Genomic DNA, 25560 nt, shown 5'->3' on the forward strand with positions numbered 1-25560 from the left:
CTCAGCTTACAAAATATCATCCTCATCTCAATATTATTTACTTAGCATGCTAAACAATTAAACTAGTTAGCATGCTAAGTAAAATCAAGGATGCCGATATGTCATTTTCAGAACCCATGCCACTTCATCTTGTTGCGCTTTTCGCCCGTACAGCGCAAAAGTGCAGAAGAGCTGTCACTGAATCTGTCGCACACCTCGACCTTACAGAGTCTAGATGGCGCGTAATGATTCATATGTCGTTACTTGGTGAAGGCTGTACACAGCAGATGGTGGCAGAAAGCTTGGAAATAGAAATGCCTAGTTTAACGCGCACCATCAAGCAGCTTGAAACTACGGGTTTAATCAAACGCGTTACAGATGATAACGACAAACGAAGTCGCTTGCTTTATTTCACAGATATGGGCAAAGGCCGAATGAATGATATCGAAAGTACGTTAATGGCACTTCGAGATGAAGTGTACGCAGGAGTATCGGACGAGGAATTACGCACTATGGCTAGATGTGTTCAGAAAATTGAAGCCAGTGCAGCAAAATTGTTGGAGTCATTTAAGTGAGTCAACGAACACCAGATCAGGAGTTTGCTAGGTATATAAAACTGTCTTTGGTCGGTTTCGCCATCTGTTTTGTCTACTTCATTATTGCAGATATACGCATGCCTATGACGCCACAGGCGAGGGTTTATCATCAGGTCACACAAATCTCACCCCAAATAAATGGGCCAATAAATGAGGTGCTTGTCAAAAATAATCAAACCGTAAAAGAAGGACAGGTTTTGTTCACTATTGACGAAACACCTTACCTAATTGCGCTTGAGAAGGCGCAGATTGCTTTGGCAAATGTGGAACTAGAAAATGCTCAAATTGATGCCAAAGCAGAAGCGATAAAAGCCAAATTAGAGGCAGCATCCGCAGTTTACGACGAGCGTAACAGTGAATTTCAACGGCTGCGTTCCCTAAAGCAGACCAAAGTGGTATCTCAACAAAACGTAGATAAAGCCTACGCTCAGCTTAAAAGCGCCGAAGCTGCAATTAGTACGCTTGAAGCCGAACTAAACCAGCAAGTTGTTGCTAGAGGTAAGCAAGGTGACAAAAACCTGAAATATTCAGGCGCGGTAAATGCGGTCAAACGGGCAGAATTAAACTTAGCCTATACAAAAATCAAAGCACCGCATAACGGCGTCATGGCAAACATGCAGGTAACTCAGGGTACTTATGCTAAACAAAGTACGCCGCTTGCCTCGGTGGTCGATAACACGTTAGATGTGGTTGCAGACTTTCGAGAGAAATCGCTAACCAATGTAAAGAAAGGCATTCAAGCTAACGTGGTTTTCGATGCGCTACCTGGCAAAGTGTTCAAAGCGAAAGTAGCTGAGTTTGAAGCTGGTGTAAGTGACGGTCAACTTGCTGCCAACGGCACCCTTGCAAGCGTTGAAAAGTCGAACCGATGGGTACGCGATGCGCAGCGCCAACGTGTCCATATTAAGCTTGATGAACAAAAAATATCGTTAAAACATCTCACCAGTGGTGCTCGCGCTACCGTACAAATAGTGCCAGACAATCCTATTGAAAGGGCGGCAGCGAATATTCAAATCCACTTTATAAGCCTGCTGCACTTTATTTATTAAACTTAAATTATGGTTTACCAGACATAAAATATGGAATCACAGCTAAGTAAAAATGATGTTCAGCAGATGCTTCGGATTGCGTCAGGTGCCACGTTAGGGTTTGCTATATCGAAAGCGTTGGATTGGCCTAATCCGATATTTTTCACTTTGTATCCCATTCTATTGCTTGGACTGGTGGCCGTTTTAAACGGTCACATTGTTCGACAATTTCTTGCCGCAACCATCTTTCCTGCGGCTACTGTTTTAGTGATCTACGGCTTGTTCGGCAGCCACACATTGCTGATCACACCGCTAATTGCCGCCACTTTTGCTTTTTTGTTTTGGCAGATGAGTAAAGGTACGCTGTATTTATTCGGGGCCTTTTCCCTTGTAGGACTATCGCTGCAACTTCATTTTGCCAGCTACAGTAATGATGGAATAGATATCTATGCATTGGTCATATCCAATATAGGTGCAATTCTGTTGGCATTGATAATTGCATTCGCCTTACATATTGTTTTTCCCGATGAAGCGCCGCGCACGCCTTTGCCCAAAGCGACAAAAGATAAAGCGAGTATTCGTCACGAAGTTATCTTATGTACGACAGTCGCCACATTATCCTTTGCTGTGTTTCAAACCTTTGACTTAGTAGATTCGATATCAGCACAAGCTGCGAGCGTCTTAATACTATTTCCACTTTGTTGGAAAGGCGCAACGATGAGTGGATGGCAACGGGCACTGGGTACTCTCATTGGTTGTAATCTTGCCCTGCTCGCCCAGCTCATTTTGCTCAATTACAGTGATACGTTATTTTTTGCTAGCTTTAGCTTATGGATATTGGTGTTTTTCATCAGCCGCCAACATGTCTTAGGCGGAGGTGGTGCTGGTACTGGCTTCGGTGTGCTAACGACCTTTGGCATTTTGTACGGCCAGTCACTCTCACCTCAGCAGGATATTATTTATAGTGCGCTGTATCGCTTTTCATCGGTAGTGGTTGCCATTGCACTTAGCCTGTGTGTTATTTACGTTGTACATCGCGCTCTCAATGCCTATCAAGCGACACGACATCACACATTTTATTAGCTTCGCGTTCTCTCACGACCTTAGTTAGTTATCCACGCTAAAAACGCTACAAGAAATAGGCGATTTACCTATACTTATGTTTTATTTAATGCGTACTAAATTTTTGAAACTATGTGCTATATTGAGTTGTAGATAAAAAAACCAATAAAACAAGGACGATGAATGCTGCGAATATTGCTCGCATGGCTTGTAATAGCATGCTGTTGCCAAACGGCCAACGCAGCTAATTTCAATAACTCACAAACTATGTTGTCTTTAGATAACGATGTAGTTTTTGCGGTAAGTAACTCAGCAACTATAACCGGCGAAGAAGAATGGTTTTATAGCGCTGATGTTATTGATAGGTCGCCGTCACAGTATTTGCATTTCAAAGTTCGTATTTACAATCAGTTAGATACGCAAGTTCCCGTCTGGTTTTCAATAAGTTTCCCTGCAATGAAAACGTTAGTTGTCACCGATGGCAATTACCAATGGGAAACCGGCGACAGTACACCTTACAGTACTCGAGCGGTGAATACGCCCAACTATCATTTCCCCTCTGTATTGCAGCCGTCTTCTTATACTGAGTTTACCGGCACTATGTCTGGTGAGATTTTAAGATACAGTTTCTCGGTCGCCACACCTGAGTATTACAGCAACCTGTATATGAAAACCTTGCAGCGGGATATGGCATTTTTCGGCGCAATGGGGCTGCTTACCCTACTTTGTGTATTAGGCTATATTGCCAGCCGTAACTTAGTTTTTTTGAGTTTTGCATCATTTATTTTTGCGACAACATTTTGGTTTTTCCGCGTGTTCGGTTACGCATTTGAACTACTGTGGCCAAATACGCCGGGTTTGAACGATATTAGCTACGCCATAAGCATTTATTCGGTATTGATTACTGCATTTTGGGTATTGTTTCAGACACTCGCGCGAGGCGACCATGAGGTTTACGGGGCAAAAACAATTAAAGCTTTTTGCATAGTGCTTCCGCTGCTGGGTATTTTACTGTGGCAAACAGTGGGGTTAGATATTGCCTTAAAACTGCCTGTACTCCTCTTTTTCCCTTATATACTGATAGCGGGTATCGTTATCTTTGTAGAGCATAGACGGGGCTCTGATAGAGCCAAATGGCTTGCCGCCGCTATGCTTCCTGTAACCTTTAGCACGCTAATCCTTACCATTATTGCACTTTTTGAAGTAGACCTTTACCTCGAACCCGTTGCCACCTTTATGACTGGGCTAGTTATGACATGCCTATTTATGGTTGCACTTACCGCAAGCTATATGGTGAAAGTTGTCCAAAGGGAAAGAGACGCCCAAAAAGAAGCTGCTAAGTTAAAAAGTGAGCAGGCATCAAAATTAGAAGCGCTGGTAAGAGAGCGCACCCTTGCACTTGAACAAACGAATAGCACGTTGGCCGAACTAGCTTCCAAAGATAGTTTAACCGAATTGCCCAATCGACGTACGTTGGATATGTTCGTAGACAATACGTTTGATAAAACCTTACACGATCATGATGCGCTAGCCATTGCACTAATCGACTTAGATCACTTCAAAAGTATCAACGATACATTTGGTCACGATGCCGGTGATGAAGTACTAAAAGGCATTGCTAAGATTCTTGCGCCGCTTAATGATGAGTGGCAAGTTGCAGCGCGCTATGGTGGAGAAGAATTTGCCATTGCAAAGCGCGTAAAAGCGCTCAATACAAGCAAGACCACCCAAGCCGACGAGTTTGCAAAGCAACTGGAAACTGTCCACAGTGCCATCAACCAGTTAGCCATTGCATCGATTGACGATAGAAAGTTAGGGGCATGTATAGGTTGGACTTTATGTAAAGGCTCCGACGATATTGTCGAAGCCTTCAGACGAGCTGATAAAGCCCTTTACGTAGCCAAAGATAAGGGAAGAAACTTAATCATTCCGGCTTTATGACACCGTAACCACCGCCTTTCGCTTGTCTTCTTTTGAAAATTGCAGCGCGTTGTTCAAATTATCGAATTCAAACACGCTAGGTATTTCGACAACCAACGTTTGCGCAGCAACTTGCTCAAGTAGAGCCTCACCGTCTTTCACCAAGCGCTGCCACTGTGATAAATCGCCATAATCATGAAGCGCGCCTAAGGCTATCTCATGATAAGAAATAGTACGTGTAAAAGGTGCGTCTACAGGTACTTCAATACGACCTAGAATACTCACTACGTGGCCGTTAGCTTCAAGAAGCGGCACCAATGACGCCGCATAGTCTGGACCATTCGCGTCAAAAAGCGCGTAAAAGGTTTGTCCTTCAGGTTTACCGCGATGGATGGCTTTTACACCCATCTCATCGGCTTGCTCTTGCGTAAAGCTTCCTGAGATTACGTGCACACTAAAACCTGCTTGTGAAAGCATTTGTGCTAGCAGTTTGTTTACCGCTCCCATACCGCTAACTAGCACGTCAGCGCCCTTTCTTACCGGTACTTTGCTGAAAGCTTGCCAAGCAGTAAGCATTGGGCATGGCAACGCAGCAGCTAGTGCAAAATCAACGCTTTCTGGCACAACCATTACGCGACTTGCGTACACTTCACTATGGTCGGCAAAGCTACCATTTTCACCTAAGCTATGATGGTAAGCCACCCGCTTACCCAATAGGCTGTTATCCACGCCCTCTCCTACAGCAACAATAACACCTGCGCCGTCTACACCAGGAATATGCCCTTTTTCCCAGTCGCGCGGATTATCATCGATGAACTTCCAGTCTACTGGGTTGATGCCTATGGCGTAGTTGCGCACAACGATACGACCAGCTCCCGGTTCAGAAAACTCGTGAACGTTTTGTACCAGCGCAGCGCCGGCCTGTTCAAATTGCCAAACGTTAGCTTGCATAAAAGCTCCTTAACAAGGTAATTTTTTCGATTAATCCCACTCAGGTGAAAAATCTGGGTTAGCTTGACGGTCACCGCAATCTAGCGCATCAATTTTTGCGATATCGTCAGCGTCTAAGGTAAGTTCAAGGGCTTTGAAATTGTTTTCCAGATTCTTGCGCTTAGTCGACGATGGAATAGTGACTAAACCATGGGCCAGCTCCCAGGCTACCACTACCTCAGCAGTGCTCACGCCGTGCTTATCTGCAATTGCAATGATGGTCTCGTCTTTTAGCACTTTACCAACAGCAAACGGCATATATCCTGTCACTGTGATACCGTGTTTCTCACACGCTGCACGCACTTTTTCATTAGTAAGATATGGGTGCACCTCTACTTGATTCGTGGAAATAACGCCCTCGCCCAAGATACTCACCGCTTCTTCAATTTGTGCCACGGTAAAGTTAGAAATACCAATTTCTTTTGTCAGGCCCAGTTCCTTAACGCGCAGCAATTCACCTAGGTACTCTTCCATGCTTTCACCGTTTTCCGGTGACGGCCAATGAATAAGTAGTAGGTCAACGTACGACAGTTGAAGCTTTTCCAAACTCTCTTTTACGCTATCCACAAAGCTTGCTTTATTCAGCTTGTCATTCCACACCTTGGTGGTGACGTAAAGGTCTTCGCGTGCAACAAGATTGTTTGCAATAGCGTCTTTAACAGCGTGACCTACCGCTTCTTCATTGCCGTAAATTTGCGCCGTATCAATATGACGGAAACCCACTTCAAGTGCCATTGTCACGCTGTTATAGGCTTCTTCATCTTTTAAGCGAAACGTGCCTACACCTAGCGAAGGAATTTTAGATTGTGACTGATTTACATTCGGCATGATGCCTCCTTGTTGGTTCCGTTATTTATGAAAGTGAGGTAATACATTGTCAGCTATGCGCTGCATAGCGACTTCTACTGGTTGCGTATTACGTCTGAAGTGCAGGCCAATATGATCAACCCCCGCATCTTTCATTACATTGAGTTCTTTGATAAGCCCATTTACACCAGTTTCAACCCCGAATCGGTGGCGTTTTATGGGCGCTTCATCGTCTTCAACCAAATTAAGATGAATAAAACTAACGTAAGGCTTATTGCCCGCGACATTTCGCCATAGTTCTACGCGCTTTACATGCTCGTTCGGTGTACCTGGATACGCCAGCCAACCGTCCATACTTTCTCCAACCCACTGAGGGCTTTGCTGAGCAAGTCCTGCAACGTACAAAGGCGGCGTGGTTGAGCGCGGTAACAGGGACATACCAGGCTTAAGGGAATGCTCACCGTGCTTTACAATTTCAAGTGACTGCCTGAAATGCTCGCCGCGACTGTCAAAATCAACATCGAACAACGGATACTCAACCGGCCTATCTCCACTAGCGACACCGAGTATTAGACGGTCGTTACTTAGCTGCTGCACCGTTGCTGCCGCCTTTTTAACAAGCCATGGCTGCCTAAGAGGTAAAACAACAGCGGCTGTGCCTAATAGAATATTGTCTGTGATACCTGCTAAATAGCCCAAGTAAGTGAAGGTTTCGAAAACCTGAGCCGCATCACCAAAGCTAGGGTCATAAACTGGTACATCTCGTACCCACGCTGCTTTAAACCCTAGTTTGTCGGCTAGTTGAATACGGCTGTGATGCTCGGTCATATCAGGTACGCCGAATGGCGTACCTTTGGTGGCGTCGAAATGCGCCCAGTCGTTATCTAGCGGAAGCTCTACACCTACAGAAAATTTATGTTGTGCAAGCTTATCAAAGGTATTTGTCGTCATTATGACCTCCCTACGCGCTCGTTGTGTTATTCGCCGTATTCGCAGTACTGAGTGCGCGCTTGTCTAAGTAGCCGCTGTAACGTGTAACAAGTAACGCTGCAACAGAAATAATTGCGCCAATCCATGCGGTATCAGATAGCTGCATGCCGTCTACAATTGCACCGCCCAGAATTGAACCCACTGCTATGCCAATGTTAAATGCCGCGATATTTAAACCTGAAGCGACATCAACAGCATTAGGGGTAAACTTCTCTGCTAATTGAACAACGTAAACCTGAAGTCCTGGAACATTGCCAAAGGCAAAGGCACCCCACACCAAAACAGTAATCACTGCGGCAATTTTACTGCCCATGGTAAACGTCAGGGCAAACAAGATAACTGCAAGGGCTGAAAAGATGATTGTTAGCGCGCGGATTGGGCCTTTTTTGTCAGCAAGCTTGCCGCCATAAATATTGCCCACCGCGACAGATACACCGTAAACCAGCATAATTAAGCTGATGGCTGAGGGCGCAAACCCCGCCTCTTCCTGCAATATAGGAGCTAGATAGGTGAATGCCGTAAATGTGCCGCCATAGCCCAATATCGTCATTAGATACACTAATACCAGACGAGGCTGAACCAACACCTTCATTTGTTCACTCAAGGTGGCCGGTTTACTTTGTTTAAGATTGTTCGGTACCAGCAACGCACTGCCAATTAGCGCAAGCGTGCCAAGGGCAGACACCACAAGGAAAGTTGCTCTCCAACCGAAGTTTTGACCAATCCAGGTACCCAATGGTACGCCAGTAACCAAAGCTACGGTTAAGCCCGTAAACATAATGGCAATAGCACTGGCTTCTTTTTCTTTCGCCACTAGCCCTGTAGCAATAGTTGACCCTATGGAAAAGAACACACCGTGCGCTAAGCCTGTCAAAATGCGAGCTAAAATTAAGCTCTCGTAGCTAGGCGCTTGCCAGGCAAGAATATTACCAGCCACAAATAGCGCCATTAAGCTAAGCAGAACATGCTTTCTATTCCACTTTCCCGTAAGGGCGGTAAGAACCGGTGCGCCAACGGCAACACCAACGGCGTACAAGCTTACCAGTAAGCCTGCGCTTGGTAACGTAACGCCAAGATCAGTAGCAATGGTGGGCACAAGCCCCACTATCACGAACTCTGTTGTGCCAATAGCAAACGCACTTAACGTTAACGCAAATAATGCAATAGGCATTTCAATTATCCTCAAAAAGTAATTAACGAGATGGCTTGATTAACAACGCCACCATTGGCTTCTAGAACGAACAACTACACCGTTTTTTGAAAGCCATTAATAAAGTGCGTACAGTTTGACGATAAATTTATTTGCAAAAAACAGCACTAATGACAAAATACTTTTGCGATATTTGAAAATATAAGGTGTGCGATGCCAGTCTCATCAAAAACTGAAGATTTAGAAGCGTTCCTAACCGTTGTGGATACAGGTAGTTTTTCCAGTGCTGCCAATCTACTCAATCAGCAGGTTGCAAAAGTGAGTAGAGCGGTTACCCGCCTTGAAGATGGCTTAGATGTAACCTTATTGAATCGCACTACCAGACGGTTGGAACTAACAGAAGAAGGTGAGCTTTTCCTGCAATATGCCAGAGACGGGCTAAATATATTAGAAAAAGGTGAAGAAGCATTACGGCTATTAAAGCGCGCCCCTTCTGGAAAACTTCGGGTTGATGCTGCGAGCCCGTTTGTATTCCATCAGCTAGCGCCGTTAGTGGGTGAATTTCGAGAAGCATTTCCTGACATAACGCTCGATATCACCAGTCACGACAGCATTATCGACCTGTTAGAACACAAAACCGATATCGCAATACGTATTGGTGATTTAAGCGACTCTAACTTACATGCCAGACGTTTAGGAAAAAGTAAGCTGCATATTGTGGCAAGTCCGCAGTACCTTGAAAAGTATCCTTTACCTGAAGGTGGCGGTAACGCGAGTTCATTGAGTAACCACAAACTGATTGGTTTTAGCGACTCACCAAATTTGAATAAGTGGCCACTTAAGCAAGATATCAACTTGCAATACAGCCTTCATGCGTCAAGCGGTGAAACCATTCGACAACTATGCATTGCAGGGCAAGGTATAGCTTTACTTTCACACTTTATGGTTCACAGGGATATTAGCGAGGGAAGACTCATAGCGCTATTTAACGACGATATAATCAGCCCAAATCGCAGAGAATCGGTGCAAGCGGTGTACTACAAAAATAGCGCCGTATCGTCTCGCATCTCTGCATTTTTAGACTTTATACAACCTCGCTTAACTCTTTAAACAGCGATTACTTTGTGCGTCCTTTGCCTAGTATTTTCTTAAGCATACTTGGTGAAAGGCCGTTTACGATTAGCGCGGCTATCATCAATATTGCACCGGCCATAACCATAGGCAGCAGCGTTTCTTTAAGCAATATCACAGAGCTTACATAGCCCACTATCGGCGTAAGTGTACTAATAAGCACGATTTTATCCGGGGGTAATTTAGGCCCTGCCGCTACCATAAGACCAAAGCCGAGACCCGTTGCCACTGGACCAATGTACGCCAGTAGTAACCAATCGCTTATATCGTAAGCCCCAAAGTTAGGTGTTGGCTCTACTATGAGAGCAATAGCAAGCATGGCAAAACCAGCAATGGTGAATTGCCAGAAGACAGCTTCAATAACGCTACCTTTCCATTTATGAAAAGACACCCGACGAATAGCGATCGCCCACAATGCAGACGCTAACAGCATCCCAAACAGGGGGAGCCATGCTCCCGGTTGCCCCGAGGCGAATAGGATCATTGCGCAACCAATAGTAGAAATGCCGGTAAGAATTAATCGTTTAGAGGGCGGGCGCTGTCGATACCATAGCGTGTCGATAAGCAGCATCCAAAGTGGTGTGGTGTAAATGAGAATACTGGCCGTGCCTGCAGGGATAAACTGCAGGGAAACGGTAATAAGCCCCATCGATAGGATAAACTGGAAAAACGCGACAACAAACACCACCGAGCGATCTTTACGGTTTAGCACAGGAAGACGCTTTTTGGTGATTAATACAAACAACGCAAGTACAGGAAGACTTAACAAAAAACGCAGGCACACCATCCAGACAGGCCCTACAATCTCTAGCCCTAACTTCATACCTGGCCAGTTAAGTCCTAAACACAACACCGCAACCAAAAGCATTTTAATACCTTTTGATTGCTCTTTTTCCGCCAACGATATTGAAGACATGCGTTTTAAAAAATCCAATTACACGAACTGCTTTAAGAGAAGTATCCACCGCCGAGTAAGATGAATGTGGGCAGGGAATTGTAAGGGCGCAAATATAAGTGAATTGGCGGCGAATTGAAACCTTGCCTACCGTAGAATGACGACAATTTATCGACCAAATGGTCAACTTTTTAAACACCTATGGAAACTTTGCTATACGGGGCTTTCGTCACGGTATATAAATTTGCCTCACAGGTATAAGGCAATGGAGAGTAGCTTACGCTCTCCCTTCTCTATTTTACTGACACTGTGCATATATTTGTCAGGTCGAAAGAAGTAAATACGGTTGAATAGACTAAAAATGACTTTCTCCGCCCAAAACTGCCCCCCCAGCTTTGGCTTTTTTAGCACCACGTTAAATTTGAAATAACGCCCGCTTCCCATAGGGTCGTTATGCTCTAACACACGATGCCCTTCTTTATAGGTAACCACATTTATGGCAAATCGTTTAGACGAGACTATTGCCTTGTTGAGCACTTTGGCCATGCTAATTCTACCTTGGGTGAAGAGAACATGATGCAATTTAAACACGCATGGCTATGCGCTGGAAAGCGCATGCTGAGTTCGGATAGTGCTTTAATATGCGTGAAACGTATATGGCTACCGGTGGAGCCATAGACTAGATAAGGTTTGGGTTTGCCCACTTCATGATTTTAGCGTTTTCTTTTTGTGCGATATTTCCATTAATACCGCTTTTGTCGTTATCGCTACTTTCTACGGTGTAATAGTTTTTACGAGTTTCGATATGTTCAAAACCTGAACTTTCGTACAGAGAAATAGCTGCGTAATTGCTTTCACGTACTTCTAGCCAGATTTCACCCATGCCATTTTTCACCGACATTTCAACGACAAAATCAACTAAAGCCCGCCCTACTCCATTGCCTCTAGCTTTTTTATCTACAGCAATATCCATTAGCGTTGCTTCATCAACAACTTCAAGCATAATGGCATAGCCGATTACCTCGTCACCTTCAAAGGCAAACACTCCGTAATAGGGTTTAGTAAAGCAATCCGCAAAGGTGCTTAACTTCCAAGGTACGACTTGTGAGTGCTGATGGATAACATGTGCACTTTCAATATGCTTATCAAAGCTTTCAGGCGTTACGATGACTAACTTCATAGGTTTAGACTATTGGGGCGAAACGGAAGCGTTGTTTAACGCTTTCCCCGCGCTAACAAGCTGTGCCCAAAGCGCCCTTTTTTGCTCGGTGGTGAGTTTAAGCGGTGCGGCTGGCAATACAATGGCTGATTCGTTTACAGATAGCGTACGACCAATCATAACTGTGCTAGACCAATAAGAAGGAATACCTAACTGAACACAGGCTAGCTGTAAGTCTTTTAGCCATTGTTGTGACTTCGCTCTCTGCTCAGCACTTAACGGAATACCTTCTGGCGATGCGGGCCCTTTTACTTCGCTTTGCGCAACTTCTAATTTATTAGCGACATTTTTATCAGCTGCCTCATTTGTTAGCGCACGACGAGTAGGCGTTACGTCTGAAACAGCAACTTTAAGCTTAGATTTATCTTTTGCTCCACTGCCTACATTTGCCCTTAATTGGGCAAGGCGTGACTGTTTTTCTTCTTGAGAGATTGGCGTTGATGGCGGCTTATTTTCTTGACCGTTTTGACTAAAAGGTGTTTGTGGCGATGTACTAGAAGCCGTGCCATGCATTGGTGCTGAGACGTTGCCTTCTTTTAAGCCTTCCTGCTTTTTCATCTTCGCATGGGCGTCTTTAGTGATCCACACTGGGATCCCCATTTCCTGTAATACCGCCTGCTGATATGAAGTAAGAGACATTGCGTAAAAGACCTAAAGTAAATAAACCGTTATTTGCCCAAGTTTACTAAAGTTGCTGAGCTGAATGAATAACTATCGCATTCTTTTACCTAAAGTGCGCTATGTAGTAAGCACACAAAGTTTAAGAAAACCTACCGTAAGTCCGTCAAACACCGGCACCTTTTACTTTACAGGTATTAGCTGGCGCATAGGCTCTTGAGTATTTAAACCCAGGTTATAAAACACTAAAGGTAAGCATTGCGAATCAAAAGTATGATGAATAATTTTGTGGAAAAAACTGAATGAGAAGTTTATAAGGAGATATTTTTTATGTTTGAGCTAGATTTTTCATAAGAAGAGAAAGTGGCAGGGGTGGAGGGACTCGAACCCCCAACCATCGGTTTTGGAGACCGCTGTTCTACCAATTCGAACTACACCCCTAGCGCGCTGTGCATTATACGGATGACATTAAAAAGGTAAAGCCTTTTTATCACTACCATGCACTGCATGCTTAATTAACACGCAATACGCTGTTTTTTCAATCGAATAACGTCAAATATGCCTGTTTAAGCTGACCATTGAACTAGCCTTACGCAAAGGCAAGCCTAAAGCGCTTCACGCTTTGCGTCTAATTACTTTTATTCGCATTAAGCGCGGCAAACCACAGGTCGTTTGTTATATGAACAATGTCTGAATGTAGCTTGAACTTGTCCAATGCATCGCCTTCGTCAATATTCATGATATTTGCATAGTGGGCAACTAATTCTTCGCTTTCATTCTTGTTAAGTTTATTGATAAGGCAACAGCTTGCTAAGTCGAAGTAACGATTTCCCATTGCGGCATACTCCCAATCAATGATTTTTATCGTGCTGTTGGTACCAAGCAATAGGTGATTAATCAACAAGTCGTTGTGGCACAACACGCAGTCTTCATCGTCTTGCTCACTTTTGATTACGTTGTTTTGAAATGCTCGCGCCCTCAAGTAAAGGTCACTGCTCGTATCAAGCTTTGCAGCGTTACAATAATGCTGCCATCTCGCAACTAGGTTTAATGGCCTTGCGGTAATAGACAACGAATGAATACGCGCGAGGGTTTCAGCCAACGTGTGTGAAGGAGGTCTAGTTGAAGAAAGCCCTGCGCTTACACTATGACTTTCCCACTGTTCTACCCAGATGGTTTCGTCATCGCTTAGCCAGATTGGCTGCGGCGCTATCCCCACGCCATATAATTGTTGCTGTAAAGTAAACTGATGTTTGCGTTCCACACCACTGAAATCATCATCGCCCAGCCACTTAACCGCTAAATCGATAGGGACATCTTCAAGCTTTTGATGGGCAGTAATGTGAGGGTTACCTTCACTTAAACTCAATAGGCTATTTGCTGGGTCCTGAACGCGATAAACACGGTTTACCGCGCCAGCAGGATGTACCGAAACATCTGCACTCTCGCTAAGATTAAGCGCCTTTTGCAGCGTGGCTATGATATCCAACCTGTTCACCTTGTTTCTTATATTGCACAAGCCATTGATAATAACCAAATACTGTAAAGCCCACGTAACCTAGGAACAGGCAGGCAGACAGTGCGTAGCCCACCTGCAGGTATAAATATGCCGAAGCTAAATTTATGAAAAACCAGTAAACCCAGTTTTGCAGAATTTTATGCGCCACCATAAATGTGGTAACCACACTCAATAAGTTAATGCTTGCATCTAATAGTAGGTACTCACTATTAAATTGCGAACCAGCCACTTCAGAGAGACCCCATGCGAGTAATAACATGCTTGGGACAATGAGCGTGTGCAACCACAGCGGCCAATGAAGCACGGGCTTAACCTCGCCATCTTCCGCCCCTTTCGACCACTGATAATACCCGTACCCTGCCATTATCATGTAAAAGAAATTAAGCGCAGATTGAAATGGCAAGGTCACTTGCCAGAATAACCAAGTATAAATAGCTGTGCTTACAAAGGCACAGAGCCAGCACCAGCTATTTTGTTTAGCTGCTAATAATACATAGGCGATGGCGAGTACAACCGCTACCCACTCTAACAGTGAAGTAGCGGCAATTTGTGAAGTGAACTCAGAAAAGAAGTTCGTCATTAAGATGACTTTCTTGCTTGCATAGCATCGAAGTTTAAAAACTTAGCAACGAAAATGGCCTGCCCCACTTCTTCGTGAGTTCTCTGCATTTCATCGCCGAGTACTTTCATTACTGCAGCGTAATCCCCTGTTATCTGGGTACTAGTAGAACATGTTGTCACCGTGATATCGCTATAACTATTTAACCTATCAATGAAGTCTTGAATAGGAGGTATATATTCGTTTACCAAAGGGTACAACGACAGTTCAACCATAACTTGCATGTCTTTTTCCTTTTTTTAGAACGCGTATTTAACAGTGATACCAAACTGGCGACCGTTACCTATTTGGTAATATGGTTCGTTAAACGCATACTCATCGCGAGGGTCGTTGCTGAAACCACCAAAACCTCGAGTGTAATACTCGCGGTCAAACGCATTTTGGATCCACAGCGAGGTCTGCCATTCACCGTGTAAAACTACGATTTCTGAATTAACCAGCGTCGTGCTTGGTGCAGTTACATCATGGCCGTCGGAAAAACGGTATTCGCTTTTATAGTCTACATCTACGCGCCATATCATAGTGTCTGTAAGTGCGTACTCGCTGTAAAGGTTTGCGGTCCACTTAGGTGACTGAGCCTGTCTTTGCTCAGATACTTCAGTACCGTCTGCTAGTGTATACCCTTCAAATGTAGCGCTTAGGTAACCAACACTTGCATCTAACTGCCATGCATCGCTTGCAAACCAACTCAGTTCAATCTCTGCCCCTTTGTTTGTACCCAAATCAGCATTATCGATAATATCTACAAAACCTGCCGTGCCGTCATCACGGGTGATAACGTCAAAATCACTTACCTGCGTATCTGTCCTGTCCATGTAGAAAATTGCCGCACGAGCAACAAGATCAGGCGTAAGCAACGGGCCTTTTACACCCACTTCATAGTTCCAGTTGTATTCTTCGTCAAAGAAACGTTGATTATCGTTTACTCGGCTGTCGGGATTAAAGCCTGCGCCTTTAAAACCGCGTGAAATGCTACCGTAGTAGAAGTGATCACCCTGCGTATACTGAAGCGCTACTTTTCCGCCAACCATGGTGGTGTCAAACGCGCGTGTAAGCTGGTTGTTATCGGCGTAATCGAAGTCATAGTTTTCTACTCTCAACCCGGCTACAAGCACTAGGGTGTCCTTCAAACGGCTTTCCGTCTGAGCATAGATAGCAGTAGTCGTTGGGGTATATTCACTGGCAAAGTCACTATCAAGGTATGTGTACTGACGAAGTAACTTTTCTTCTGTGTTTTTATAAAATATGCCTAAGGTCCAGTCTGTCATACCGTCGAAAAGTGCGGCACTGTCAGACGACACAAAACGCACCTCACCGGTTTGCGTTTCAACGTCTCGGTAGTACGCATCAAAAGACGTATAACCCCACGGGTGGAAGCCATCGAATGTCCAATCTTCATCGTAGCCATACGCGATGTTATGAGACGCATGAGTGGCAATAAGGATGAAGTCGCCCGCCGCAGTATTTGTTGTAGAACGTGCACTTACAGCGTGCGTTTGGTGTTCGTCAAAACCTGGCTCGTCAGACAGTGTTTTGTTGTCGTTATCAAGCGAAAACGCATCGTAGCCGTTGTCAATATCATACCAGCGGTAGGTAAGTGCAAGTGTGGTTCGTTCGTCTACGTTGCCTTCAACAGCAAAGCGCAACGCGGTCTCATCGATATTATTAGTATCGCTTCTATCCAGGAATGTATTTTCTACAAAGCCATCGCTACGGTTATGAACTAGCGCTACGCGATATCCCCAATCGGAATTGATATCGTCGCCCGTTGCCCCTTCAACACGATAACTTTCTTTGTTACCAATACGCGCTTCTACATAGTCTGGCGCGTCGCTACCTACGTTATTACTAGAAAGCTTAACAGCTCCGGCGAGTGCCCCTGTGCCGTAAAGCGTAGCCTGAGGTCCGCGATAGACTTCTAGTTGCTTGGTATCAAAAATGATACCTGCTGCAGCTAGGCCTGAAAAATCAAACTCATCGACAATAAAGCTTACAGAAGGGTTGATTGGTTCAGCAAACTGGCTACGCTCGCCAATACCGCGAATCTGCACGAAGCGACCACGAGAAGCACCCGCTGCAAAATTAACGTTTGGAATACTGTTTAACACACTGTCGATGTGACTTGGCTGCCTGCTGCGAAGTCGCTCTTGGTCTAAAATAGTCGCGCTAGCACTTAGCTGGTCAAGTGTAGTTTGTCGAAAGTCACCAGATACAACGACTCGTTCAATATCAGAAGGCGTGTTTTTTGACGTGTCGTTCGCTGCAGATTCTTGTGCATAGGCAGCAACAGAACTTGCTATCAATGATAGTGTGAAAAGTGTTTTATACATGGGATCTCTTGTTCTTATTGAAGAAAAAAGATCCGGGTCTAACGGCAGGTGATAAGGCTATGCTGTGAACCATCCCTACGCCGGTATTATCCGGATCAGGTTTAAGGGTTCCCACTTACGTGGATCTCAGACCGAAAACGGACACCCCTTGGTATAGTGTTGAGCCACTCAAATAGTAACCTCAACATCTGCGACGGAGTCTACCAGTTCAATACACGCCGTCAAGCAGATAAGACATTAAGCTAAGGTCATAATTTTTATATGATATAAGACATGCAGAGCCTAAGGCTATTCAGCGTTAATATTCATATTAAGACGACGAACTTCATCGTCAGTCTGTGCTTTTAACCCTTCTAGCGTTTTGCCGTGTGCTGTTGGTTGGCGAGTATCTGGGTCAACCTTTACGAAAACGATGTCATCTGCAAAGCAGATAGTTTTTTTAGTGGCCTTATTACGCACTAGACAACTTACGGTAATAGATGACCGGCCTACCGCCTTGGTTTCCAGACCAAACTCTACGATATCCCCTTGCATCGCCGGAGATTCAAAACTAATTTCGCCAATATGCTTAGTCACTAAACAATTGGTCTCTAACTGACAGATTGCCCAAATGGCAGCCTCTTCGTCTATCCATTCTAACGCGCGGCCACCGAACAAAGAATTGGCGTAATTAAGATCATTTGGCATAACTAAACGCCGAGAAAGAAAGCGCATTCGAATTCCTCACAATAAATCGCTACTATAGCGTAAGATTATACCGAAAAAACTGATTCATGGCGCTAAATCAATTACGTGAATGGCTTCTTGCCCCCTACAGTAAAAATAACTGCGAAGATAGCTCACACCTATCAGATATAAATTACCTAGTTCACCGAAGAATGCTGGTAATTTCAGGTAATGATACGTTTTGTGAAGCGGCATTATCCATAATTCAAACTTCAGCTGATGAAACTGAATCTTTGAGCCTAGCGACCTTTACTAGTACTGAGTTGAAGGGAAAAAGACGGAAAAAAGTGCTAGGCAGCGAGTACGATATTGCGACATTGGATTGTAGGGATTCCTTTAAGCCTGGTGATGCAATGGCAGTGGCAGGCATAGTAAAACACCAGGGGTGTTTAGTGCTTATCTGTCCTGCGTTGGAACAGTGGAGCAGCAATGCTTCAGTTTCTTTTCTCTCAGAAGGCTTTACGCTCACCCATAGCCGATACCTGGCACGTTTTATTAAATGCCTGCGTACAAATGCTGACATAGCGATACTGACTGAATCTACAGCTAGGCTACCGGATTTAGCAGCCTATCGAGTTGCGAAGCCCTCATTAGAAAATTCTTATAGAGGTTCGTTATTCCTCTCTAAAGAGCAAGAATGCGCGTATGGCCGATTGTACCAGTCTTATTCGCTAAATAAGTTGAACGCTTTGGTCACTGCTCCGCGAGGAAGAGGTAAATCTTCTTTGTTAGGCATATTTATTGACAGCTTAGTAAGGAAAGGGAAAAACGTGCTGCTCACTAGCGAGCAGCATGAAAACGTTGTTAACGTAATGTCTCAGCTTCATCAATTTGACGTCACCAACAAAACAGATTACCAGTTTCATCATACCGACTCCATCAATAAAGAGCAGCGTTCCGTAGACGCACGAAGGGCGTGTTTAGGCTCTGTAAAATGGGTACCTCCTGACAGCGAACTACTTTACAGCAAAAGAAATACAACATTTGACCTTGTTGTGGTTGATGAAGCCGCCTCAATGCCCCTGCAAGTCGTAAACCGAATAATAGCGACTAACCCTCAATGGATTTTGAGCACCACGCTGCAAGGCTATGAAGGCTCGGGAAACGGATTTATTCATAAACTCATTCCTAACTTGCCCAATGGTAGCATTCATTTAACGCTGTCGACCCCACTGCGATGGTTCGAAAATGACCCTATCGAAGCATTCTTTCAAAGCACATGCTTGTTTGAGAGCAAAACTGCAAACGATAACGTCACAAATATTGAATCAGAAAATAGCGTCGAACTACTAGAGAAGAGTAATTTCTGTTTACGTTCTTTTGAAGACGTTAATGAAAGCACGCTTCAGCAAATTATGTCTCTGCTTGCGCTGGCGCACTACCAAACCACGCCTGACGATTTTATGCGGTTACTGGATAGCCCTGACGTTATGATTGCCACACTAAAGTTAGGCCCCCTTGTGGTAGCAGCCGCAATTATAAATATTGAAGGTGGTATTAAGTTAACCCATGTATCAACAGGTATTGCATCGGGGCGCCGCCGACCTAAAGGCCATCTAGCTGCGCAAAGGCTTACCCTGCTTTCTACCGATCCTAAAGCGGCCACACACAAGTATTGGAGAATTAACCGTATCGCTGTACATCCAAAGCTTCAAGGAAGAGGCGTCGGTAGTTATGTAGTAAATAAAGTCGTTGACGAAGCCCGGGAACAATTAATAGATGCAACTTGCACGTCCTACGGCACCACATTGAAGCTAGATAACTTTTGGACTCAAAATGGTTTTGACATAGTTGATTATGGCAGAAAACCTAACAAGGCCAGTGGTGAAACGAGCGCGTTAGCCGTGCTGCCCCTTTCCCCCAAAACAACTGAACTTGTAACCAACCTCAAATCATTAGAGGCCAGCTTTGACGGCGCTAATGTAAATGAACTGTCTAAAACCGTGCTTGATATCTATGTGACAAAGCTCGCTCAGTTTATTCAAGGTTATAGAACGTTAGATGATGTTTGGCCTATTTTGCATAAGTTGTCGAAAGAGGCGCAATCTGTCTCTCAAATAGAAACGCAAAGTCATGCCAGAGATTGCAGCAATATGCCTGGAATAGCTGGGGATACGCAGGAAAAGGTAGCTCTACTGATAAATGTGATAAACAAAAAGAGTTACTTAACAGCGCTATTCAGTCATTCAAACATAGATATAAAGCGTATCAAGGGCGTTTTAAGTAATAGTGGAATTGGCGTAAATGGCTTGAAAGAAACCACATCAATAATAAGAACTGAGTTGTGTGCCGCTTTTGACCAATTTCAATAAAACCCGTAAGTCTCCTCATTAAATACTGAAGCTTAATTTTTACTATCCTGTAGCCTTTGATAATAGCCTTGATCTTACTTTCCTTCTTAGCTTTCTTTCTTAGCTTTCCTTCTTACTAAAACAAAAGTTTAAGGCATAAAAAAAGCCTCCCGAAGGAGGCTTTTGGCTAAATCCGAATATTAGATATTAATACCACGGTTTTTCGCTTTTTCCTTGATGTAAGGTTCCCACGCAGCCGCGTTACGACGTAGTGAGCGATCTTTCTTAGCTTCTTGTACATGCTTGTATGCAGATCTGAAGTTACCCGCGTAGAAGTTCGCTTCCATAAGAGTGAAGTGAATCTTCTCTGGGTTTTCAGCGCCACGTTCTAGAGCATTTTCTAGAGCTTTGATAGCACCTTTATAATCTTCTGCTACAAGTAAAAGCGTACCTTGTTTACGATAATGCTCAGGGTCTGAACTCTTAGCTGCAGCTTGTGCATACAAGTTTGCCGCTGTTTTAAAGTTTTTAGCCTGGTGATATGCATTAGCGATATTCGCAATCATATCAGCATCATTCTTTAACAAGCCTTCTTTCATGTGCTTTTCAAGCAGTTTAGCAGCCTTGTAAGGCATACCATTACTTTGATAAAGCTGAGCAAGCGTTTTAATTTCTGAATCTTTTTCTAGATAGCCTTGCATGTAAGCAAGTTCTAGTGTTGAAAGACCTTTTTTGTAGTCTTCAACTAAGATGTAGAAAAAGCCAAGACGCGACCACCAAGTCTTCTCCTGAGGGAAGGTACTAACGAGGTCTTCCGCTACAGAAACCGTTTCAGGGTACATCTTACGCTCGTAGTAAGAAGTTAGCTTAAGAACATAAGGGTTCTTGTTTGGCTCTTCATACAAAGCAATGGCCTTGTCTGCTGGCTCAATCATTTTAGCTAACTGCTTAGACTCGAAGTAAGCTTGCGCTAGGCGAGTATACACATCAGCATCTTCCTTACAGGTAAATTCCATCCACTTGTTATACCATTTGATGGCATCAGTGTACTTCTCTTCCTGCATGCTCAAATCACCTATTAATTTAAGTGTCTGAGAGTGCTCTGTGTCGTTAAGTACTTTTGGTTCAACTGAGTCGACCAAGTAGTTTAACGCTTTACCGCCCTGACCTTCTTGTGAAGCCAATAAGTTACCGATGAAACGTTTAACGTAGGCTTTGTCAAAATCGTCCGATGGGTCGATTTCATAAAGTACGTTTAACGCTTCGGTAAGCTGGTCTTCATTATAGAATTCAAAAGCTTTTTGAACCTTCTTACCGGTACGCTCACCTACTAGCGTTGTTTTACCCTTCTCATATCCAGGGCAAACAACAGGTGCCGACTGCGCTAGAGCAGCGGGTGCAGAAAGCACCGCACCTGCGCCTAGCACTAAAGCAACGGCTGACATTTTGAATGTACGTTTCATCATGATCATTGCTCCAGTTTAAAGTCTAGCTGTACGAACATGCCTGTTTGTCTAACTGGCTTGCCATCAACGATCTTAGGCTTGTATTTCCACTTACGTAGAGCACGACGTGCTTCACGGTCGAATACGCGCTTAGGTTCAGCTTCGATAACTTCGATATCTTCAACACCACCAACTTCGTTGATAGTGAAAGACAGTCTTACCCAACCTTCGCGGCCGTCACGGGCTGCATCAGGTGGATATTTCGGGTCGATACGAACGATAGGTGTAGCTTCACCGTCACGTTGCATTGCACCAACACCACCGATGTTTACACCAACACCACCTGTGTCAATAGCTGGAATAGCTAAGCTAAAGCCATCTGCATCAGGTTCCGCTGTTTCCGGCTCTACCTGCTCCATTTTCGGAGGCTGTGGAGGCGGAGGTGGCGGTGGTGGTGGAACACGAGTACGCGTTTGCGTCTGGTCATCTGGTTCCTGCATTACAATATCGATAACCGGTGCAGGCGGTACTTCGTCTGCTGGTCTAGATGAATTTTCAATCAACTTGGCCATTAGAACGAACAGGGCAAATGCGACCGCAGCACCTAATACAATAGATACAAGTATACGTAACATCTTATCCCCTTGCCGCTACCGAGACTCGGTTAACGCCAGCGGCTTTAACCTGATCCATAATTTCAACTACTAAACCATGCTTCGCTTTAATATCAGCTTGAATGATTACGTAGTCAGTTGGCTGCTCGGTAAGCAGTCTTTCAATATTCGCTCTTACGCTGTCCGGCGCTACTTCACGCTTATCTAGCCATACATTTCCGTCTTCCGTTACGGCGATGAAAATGTTTGCATTTTTGTGAAGAATCGCCTGGCTCGCATCTGGCTTGTTGACTTCGATCCCTGCTTCCTTAACGAAAACAGTGGTAACGATAAAGAAGATCAGCATGATAAACACGATATCCAACATGGGTGTCATGTCGATCTGTGCATCTTCTTCCTCGGTTCTGACTTTTCGAGCCATAATCTCTCTCTCTAATGATGTGGCAGGCTATCAACTAGCCCTTCTCTTGCCAGCTTCACTTTCGCTTCAAGACGAGAACTGATGAACAGTCCAGATAGCGCGGCTACCATTCCCGCCATTGTCGGGATAGTTGCCATAGAGATACCAGCCGCCATTAGACGTGCGTTGCTGGTGCCCTGTGTTGCCATTGTCTCGAAAACGCTGATCATACCGGTCACTGTTCCAAGTAGACCGATTAACGGACACATTGCAATAATGGTTCTGATAATCAGCATTCTAGCGTTTAGATCGTCTGACGCTTGAGAAATCCACGCGTCACGGATTCTATGCGCATACCATGATGTGGTATCTGCTCGGGCATCCCAATTCGCGATGATGTTTTTCTTCACCTTTGGGAAGACCGAGGTTAAATACCAGTAACGCTCAATCATTAAAACCCACATGAGAAAGAGCGCGGCAGCAACGAAGTAAAGTACGTCACCGCCGGTAGCGATAAAGTCCCTGACCGATTCGAATAATCCAATCAGGTAATTCATATTACGCTTTCTCCGACTCTGAGTGAGCAGCTACGATACCCGCAGTTTGCTCATCAAGAATGTGGATGATTGACTTGCTACGAGAAGCTACGATGCTGTGAGTAAGGATTAGAGGCAGAGCCGCGATAATACCTTGAGCAGTAGTTACAAGAGCCATTGAGATACTTCCTGCCATCATACGTGGGTCACCAGTACCGAATAGTGTGATGGTTTGGAACGTCTCGATCATACCAAGTACTGTACCTAGTAGACCTAGTAGAGGTGCAATCGCTGCGAAAATCTTGATTACGTTGATGCCGCTTTCAATTTTTGGAAGCTCGCGAAGAATCGCTTCATCAAGTTTAAGTTCAAGGTTTTCTGCATCAGCAGTTTTGTTCTCTTGGTAAACTTTAAGAATACGACCTAGAGGGTTACCTTCAGATGGACTGTTTACGTTCTTAAGCTGTGAACGCATTTTACCACCAGTGATGGTTAGCGTAATCATTTTGTAAAGACCGATAAGTAGACCGACAGCTAGCATTAGCGTGATTGTGTAACCTACTGGACCACCCGCGTGATAACGCTCAGCCATAGTCGCTTTCTGCTTCAATAGACCAAGGATACCGCCTTGAGAAGGGTCAGCGTAGAAAGGAGTGAAACCTGAAGTCGCGTCGATTAGGTCTTCAGCAGACGCTACGAAGTGACCGTCTGGTTGACGACCTAGAGGCTGAACAACTTCAGACTCTGCATCGTAAGCTAGGTAACCATCTTGGCCAACAAGGTTGAAAGTACCGATACGAACAACTTCTTGCTCTGAAGAACCGCCGTCTAGGTTAACTACTTCAGTAGTAAACCTAACTACTTCACCACCTTCAGTCATTTCTTTTTGAAGTGCAAACCATAGGTCTTCTAGTTCTTTGATGTTAGGAAGACCTTTAGAATCTTCAGACATCTCAGCTAGGAACTGGCTGCGGCCAGGGAACTGTGCACTAACGATTGATGTAGAGATACGACCATAAGCTTCAGAAGATGCTTGACGTACTACACCAAACATTTCGCCAAGTGTACCAGTTGCCTGATCTAGCTCAGCGGCTTTTTCGTTTAGTGTTACTTCGTTGTCTGAGAATTGCTTCTGTAGACGGTCGCCACGATCTTGCTCAGCTTTAAGGCCTGCTTGAGCTTTACGAAGAAGCGCTTGCTTGTCAGCACGTGCTGATTGGAATTCAGCTTCGCGTTGCTTGTCTAGACGTGCTTCAGAAACACGGTTCTGTTGAACCTGCTCTAGAAGGTCTTTCAGGCTCTTTGCTTCCTGAGCTTGCGCTCCGGTTGCCGCAACTGCAACTGTCGCAGCGGCTAAAAGAGATTTGAATACTGGTTTCATTAACAATTACTCCGCTGCGCTAATTGGTAGTTTAACAAGAGCCGCAGGAATGGTGCCGTTAGCCATTTTTACTGCGTCAATAGTTGAAGAAAGGTACTCATCACCTAGCTTCTCCCAAGTGCGGCTTTCATTGTTCCAAACCCATGCGTGAGTTTGGTCAAGTGAAAGTGCTAGTAGAGCCGTACGACCTAGGTTAAAGAAGTCAACAGTAACTTCTGTACCTGCGTCGTCGATAGTTCCTTGGTAAGAATTGATCTTAGTACCGTACTCAACTTCAACCAGATAAGCTTCTAGTACCTGACGGAACTGTTCAGAAACAGTAACGTTAGAGTTAGCCATTAGGTCGCGAAGACGCTCAACGCGCTGCAGACGCTCTTCCAAACGAATTGGACGGTCTAGCTTGATGAATTGCTCTAGGCTGTCAATCATGCGGAACATAAGAGGAACGATGCCCTGCTTAGTTTCTTCGATGCTGTCGATTTGACGTTGTAGAGAGTCGATACCGCGTTGCTGGTCAGCAACTAGACTTGCGATATAATCATTGTAGATTTTAAGGTTTTCTGTCTCATCTACTGTTTGACGATACTCAACAAGTAGTTCTTGAGATTGCTCAAACAACGTGTTGATTTTTTCTTGAGATTTCGCCGCAGCCGCGTGGATTTTTGCTTCTTCTTTATGAAGATCTTCAAGCGTGTCTGCAGAGACTGCACTACCTGTTAGTGCGAATGCACCCATAACAGTAGAAGCAATAAGAGTTCTCTTGCTCATTTTGGACATAGTTCCCAACCAAATTTCTTATTTGAATCCTCGCCGATAAGGAAAATATTCGGGCAAGGGGCGTATAAAACTTTCACAATTTTGTTTCAGGAATGTAGCTCTGACATTAATAGTCAGTACTACGAACGTATTATATTCACATGGATTGCTCGGTAGAGTCAAGCTAGCAAAGTACTTGCAGCCGAGAAGTGGAGATTAATTGGTCACTCAGCGTCCAATTAATCACCTTTTATGCAATCTGTTTGTTAATAAATTAACCTGAAGGACATATTGCACGTTAACATTCACAGTTAGTGGTTAAAAATACGACAAGTTACTGCCTTTTTGTAGCACTAATTGTGGTGCCTATTAAACCTCTTTTATCGGATATATCTGACACACTAATATCAACAAAACCGTTACACATTAATTTACTTTTGAGTAACGTAATTTCTTCAGAATCGCTCGCAGCGTCGATTAAATCCGTTAATCTTACGCCATGAGATTCTAATTCTTTATCGTATATTTCAACGATAGCCTCTTTTCTTTCGAACGATT

At 44.4% G+C, this 25560-nt stretch carries 25 protein-coding genes, 1 tRNA gene and 1 riboswitch; of the genes, 6 read left to right on the plus strand and 20 right to left on the minus strand.

The features are described 5' to 3' along the window. Positions 1 to 98 precede the first annotated feature (98 nt). From ACYTPF_RS04360 to ACYTPF_RS04375, 4 genes are all read left to right on the plus strand, one after another. Positions 99 to 554, plus strand: a complete 456-nt coding sequence (locus tag ACYTPF_RS04360; protein ID WP_461851330.1) for a MarR family winged helix-turn-helix transcriptional regulator — start codon at positions 99 to 101, stop codon at positions 552 to 554. Next, positions 551 to 1624: an HlyD family secretion protein gene (locus ACYTPF_RS04365; RefSeq protein ID WP_461851331.1), complete on the plus strand. Its 1074-nt coding sequence runs from the start codon at positions 551 to 553 to the stop codon at positions 1622 to 1624. Before ACYTPF_RS04360 ends, ACYTPF_RS04365 begins: the two co-directional genes overlap by 4 nt. A gap of 30 nt (positions 1625 to 1654) precedes the next feature. Then, positions 1655 to 2686, plus strand: a complete 1032-nt coding sequence (locus ACYTPF_RS04370; protein WP_461851332.1) for a DUF2955 domain-containing protein — start codon at positions 1655 to 1657, stop codon at positions 2684 to 2686. A 162-nt stretch (positions 2687 to 2848) separates the two neighbouring features. Then, positions 2849 to 4606, plus strand: coding sequence for a diguanylate cyclase (locus ACYTPF_RS04375; protein ID WP_461851333.1), 1758 nt, complete (start codon positions 2849 to 2851; stop codon positions 4604 to 4606). Here ACYTPF_RS04375 and ACYTPF_RS04380 read toward each other — a convergent pair. From ACYTPF_RS04380 to ACYTPF_RS04395, 4 genes are read right to left on the minus strand one after another with little or no spacing between them, the layout of a single operon-like run. Then, positions 4601 to 5536, minus strand: coding sequence for an alcohol dehydrogenase catalytic domain-containing protein (locus tag ACYTPF_RS04380; RefSeq protein ID WP_461851334.1), 936 nt, complete (start codon positions 5534 to 5536; stop codon positions 4601 to 4603). The two genes, ACYTPF_RS04375 and ACYTPF_RS04380, sit on opposite strands and share 6 nt — an antisense overlap. Before the next feature lie 30 nt (positions 5537 to 5566). After that, positions 5567 to 6403, minus strand: a complete 837-nt coding sequence (gene dkgB, locus ACYTPF_RS04385) for a 2,5-didehydrogluconate reductase DkgB (RefSeq protein WP_461851335.1) — start codon at positions 6401 to 6403, stop codon at positions 5567 to 5569. 21 nt (positions 6404 to 6424) lie between these two features. Beyond that, positions 6425 to 7333, minus strand: a complete 909-nt coding sequence (locus ACYTPF_RS04390) for a TIGR03571 family LLM class oxidoreductase (RefSeq protein ID WP_461851336.1) — start codon at positions 7331 to 7333, stop codon at positions 6425 to 6427. Positions 7334 to 7343: 10 nt separating this feature from the next. Continuing rightward, entirely contained in the window at positions 7344 to 8543 is a 1200-nt protein-coding gene (locus ACYTPF_RS04395; RefSeq protein WP_461851337.1) for an MFS transporter, read from the minus strand. A 192-nt stretch (positions 8544 to 8735) separates the two neighbouring features. Here ACYTPF_RS04395 and ACYTPF_RS04400 point away from each other — a divergent pair, with 192 nt between their 5' ends. Then, on the plus strand, positions 8736 to 9632 hold the full coding sequence (locus ACYTPF_RS04400) for a LysR family transcriptional regulator (RefSeq protein WP_461851338.1): 897 nt from the start codon (positions 8736 to 8738) through the stop codon (positions 9630 to 9632). A 7-nt stretch (positions 9633 to 9639) separates the two neighbouring features. On the opposite strand, the gene ACYTPF_RS04405 is transcribed toward ACYTPF_RS04400, so the two are convergent. The 10 genes from ACYTPF_RS04405 to ACYTPF_RS04450 all read right to left on the minus strand — a co-directional run bounded on the left by ACYTPF_RS04405 (position 9640) and on the right by ACYTPF_RS04450 (position 17567). Continuing rightward, a complete protein-coding gene (locus ACYTPF_RS04405) occupies positions 9640 to 10569 on the minus strand; it encodes a DMT family transporter (RefSeq protein WP_461851339.1) in 930 nt (309 codons plus the stop codon). Between the two features lie 228 nt (positions 10570 to 10797). Continuing rightward, positions 10798 to 11094, minus strand: a complete 297-nt coding sequence (locus tag ACYTPF_RS04410) for a 2OG-Fe(II) oxygenase (RefSeq protein WP_179982712.1) — start codon at positions 11092 to 11094, stop codon at positions 10798 to 10800. A 133-nt stretch (positions 11095 to 11227) separates the two neighbouring features. After that, entirely contained in the window at positions 11228 to 11728 is a 501-nt protein-coding gene (gene rimI, locus ACYTPF_RS04415; protein ID WP_461851340.1) for a ribosomal protein S18-alanine N-acetyltransferase, read from the minus strand. Positions 11729 to 11737: 9 nt separating this feature from the next. Beyond that, positions 11738 to 12406 carry an alanine acetyltransferase gene (locus tag ACYTPF_RS04420; protein ID WP_461851341.1) on the minus strand — a complete coding sequence of 223 codons (669 nt, stop codon included), beginning with the start codon at positions 12404 to 12406 and terminating at the stop codon, positions 11738 to 11740. A 343-nt stretch (positions 12407 to 12749) separates the two neighbouring features. Then, a tRNA-Trp gene (locus tag ACYTPF_RS04425) sits at positions 12750 to 12826 on the minus strand. A gap of 187 nt (positions 12827 to 13013) precedes the next feature. Then, on the minus strand, positions 13014 to 13874 hold the full coding sequence (locus ACYTPF_RS04430) for a phosphotransferase (RefSeq protein ID WP_461851342.1): 861 nt from the start codon (positions 13872 to 13874) through the stop codon (positions 13014 to 13016). Further along, the gene (gene pnuC, locus ACYTPF_RS04435) at positions 13840 to 14484 is read right to left on the minus strand and encodes a nicotinamide riboside transporter PnuC (RefSeq protein ID WP_461851343.1); all 645 of its coding nucleotides are present in this window, start codon (positions 14482 to 14484) and stop codon (positions 13840 to 13842) included. Before pnuC ends, ACYTPF_RS04430 begins: the two co-directional genes overlap by 35 nt. Continuing rightward, a complete protein-coding gene (locus ACYTPF_RS04440) occupies positions 14484 to 14747 on the minus strand; it encodes a YkoF family thiamine/hydroxymethylpyrimidine-binding protein (RefSeq protein WP_461851344.1) in 264 nt (87 codons plus the stop codon). Before ACYTPF_RS04440 ends, pnuC begins: the two co-directional genes overlap by 1 nt. 15 nt (positions 14748 to 14762) lie before the next feature. Then, complete coding sequence (locus tag ACYTPF_RS04445) at positions 14763 to 16853, minus strand: TonB-dependent receptor (RefSeq protein ID WP_461851345.1); 2091 nt, start codon at positions 16851 to 16853, stop codon at positions 14763 to 14765. A 55-nt stretch (positions 16854 to 16908) separates the two neighbouring features. Continuing rightward, positions 16909 to 17012: riboswitch (TPP riboswitch) on the minus strand. A gap of 129 nt (positions 17013 to 17141) precedes the next feature. Further along, positions 17142 to 17567 (minus strand): acyl-CoA thioesterase, encoded by a 426-nt coding sequence (locus tag ACYTPF_RS04450; RefSeq protein WP_025254437.1) that lies wholly within the window; start codon positions 17565 to 17567, stop codon positions 17142 to 17144. A gap of 59 nt (positions 17568 to 17626) precedes the next feature. On the opposite strand from ACYTPF_RS04450, the gene ACYTPF_RS04455 reads away from it, so the two are divergent. Then, the gene (locus ACYTPF_RS04455; protein ID WP_461851346.1) at positions 17627 to 19891 is read left to right on the plus strand and encodes a GNAT family N-acetyltransferase; all 2265 of its coding nucleotides are present in this window, start codon (positions 17627 to 17629) and stop codon (positions 19889 to 19891) included. A 179-nt stretch (positions 19892 to 20070) separates the two neighbouring features. Here ACYTPF_RS04455 and ACYTPF_RS04460 read toward each other — a convergent pair whose 3' ends face one another. The 6 genes from ACYTPF_RS04460 to ACYTPF_RS04485 are packed head-to-tail and all read right to left on the minus strand — an operon-like array spanning position 20071 to position 25014. Then, positions 20071 to 21336: a tetratricopeptide repeat protein gene (locus ACYTPF_RS04460; RefSeq protein WP_179982705.1), complete on the minus strand. Its 1266-nt coding sequence runs from the start codon at positions 21334 to 21336 to the stop codon at positions 20071 to 20073. A gap of 2 nt (positions 21337 to 21338) precedes the next feature. Then, positions 21339 to 21950: an energy transducer TonB gene (locus tag ACYTPF_RS04465; protein WP_118489932.1), complete on the minus strand. Its 612-nt coding sequence runs from the start codon at positions 21948 to 21950 to the stop codon at positions 21339 to 21341. Position 21951: 1 nt separating this feature from the next. Further along, positions 21952 to 22350 (minus strand): ExbD/TolR family protein, encoded by a 399-nt coding sequence (locus ACYTPF_RS04470; protein WP_039222950.1) that lies wholly within the window; start codon positions 22348 to 22350, stop codon positions 21952 to 21954. An 11-nt stretch (positions 22351 to 22361) separates the two neighbouring features. Then, positions 22362 to 22886: a MotA/TolQ/ExbB proton channel family protein gene (locus tag ACYTPF_RS04475; RefSeq protein ID WP_012517736.1), complete on the minus strand. Its 525-nt coding sequence runs from the start codon at positions 22884 to 22886 to the stop codon at positions 22362 to 22364. Between the two features lies 1 nt (position 22887). Then, a complete protein-coding gene (locus tag ACYTPF_RS04480) occupies positions 22888 to 24246 on the minus strand; it encodes a MotA/TolQ/ExbB proton channel family protein (protein ID WP_461851347.1) in 1359 nt (452 codons plus the stop codon). A gap of 6 nt (positions 24247 to 24252) precedes the next feature. Then, positions 24253 to 25014, minus strand: a complete 762-nt coding sequence (locus ACYTPF_RS04485) for a DUF3450 domain-containing protein (protein WP_179982703.1) — start codon at positions 25012 to 25014, stop codon at positions 24253 to 24255. Between the last annotated feature and the right edge of the window lie 546 nt (positions 25015 to 25560).

This window comes from Alteromonas sp. HB246098 (assembly GCF_054890645.1).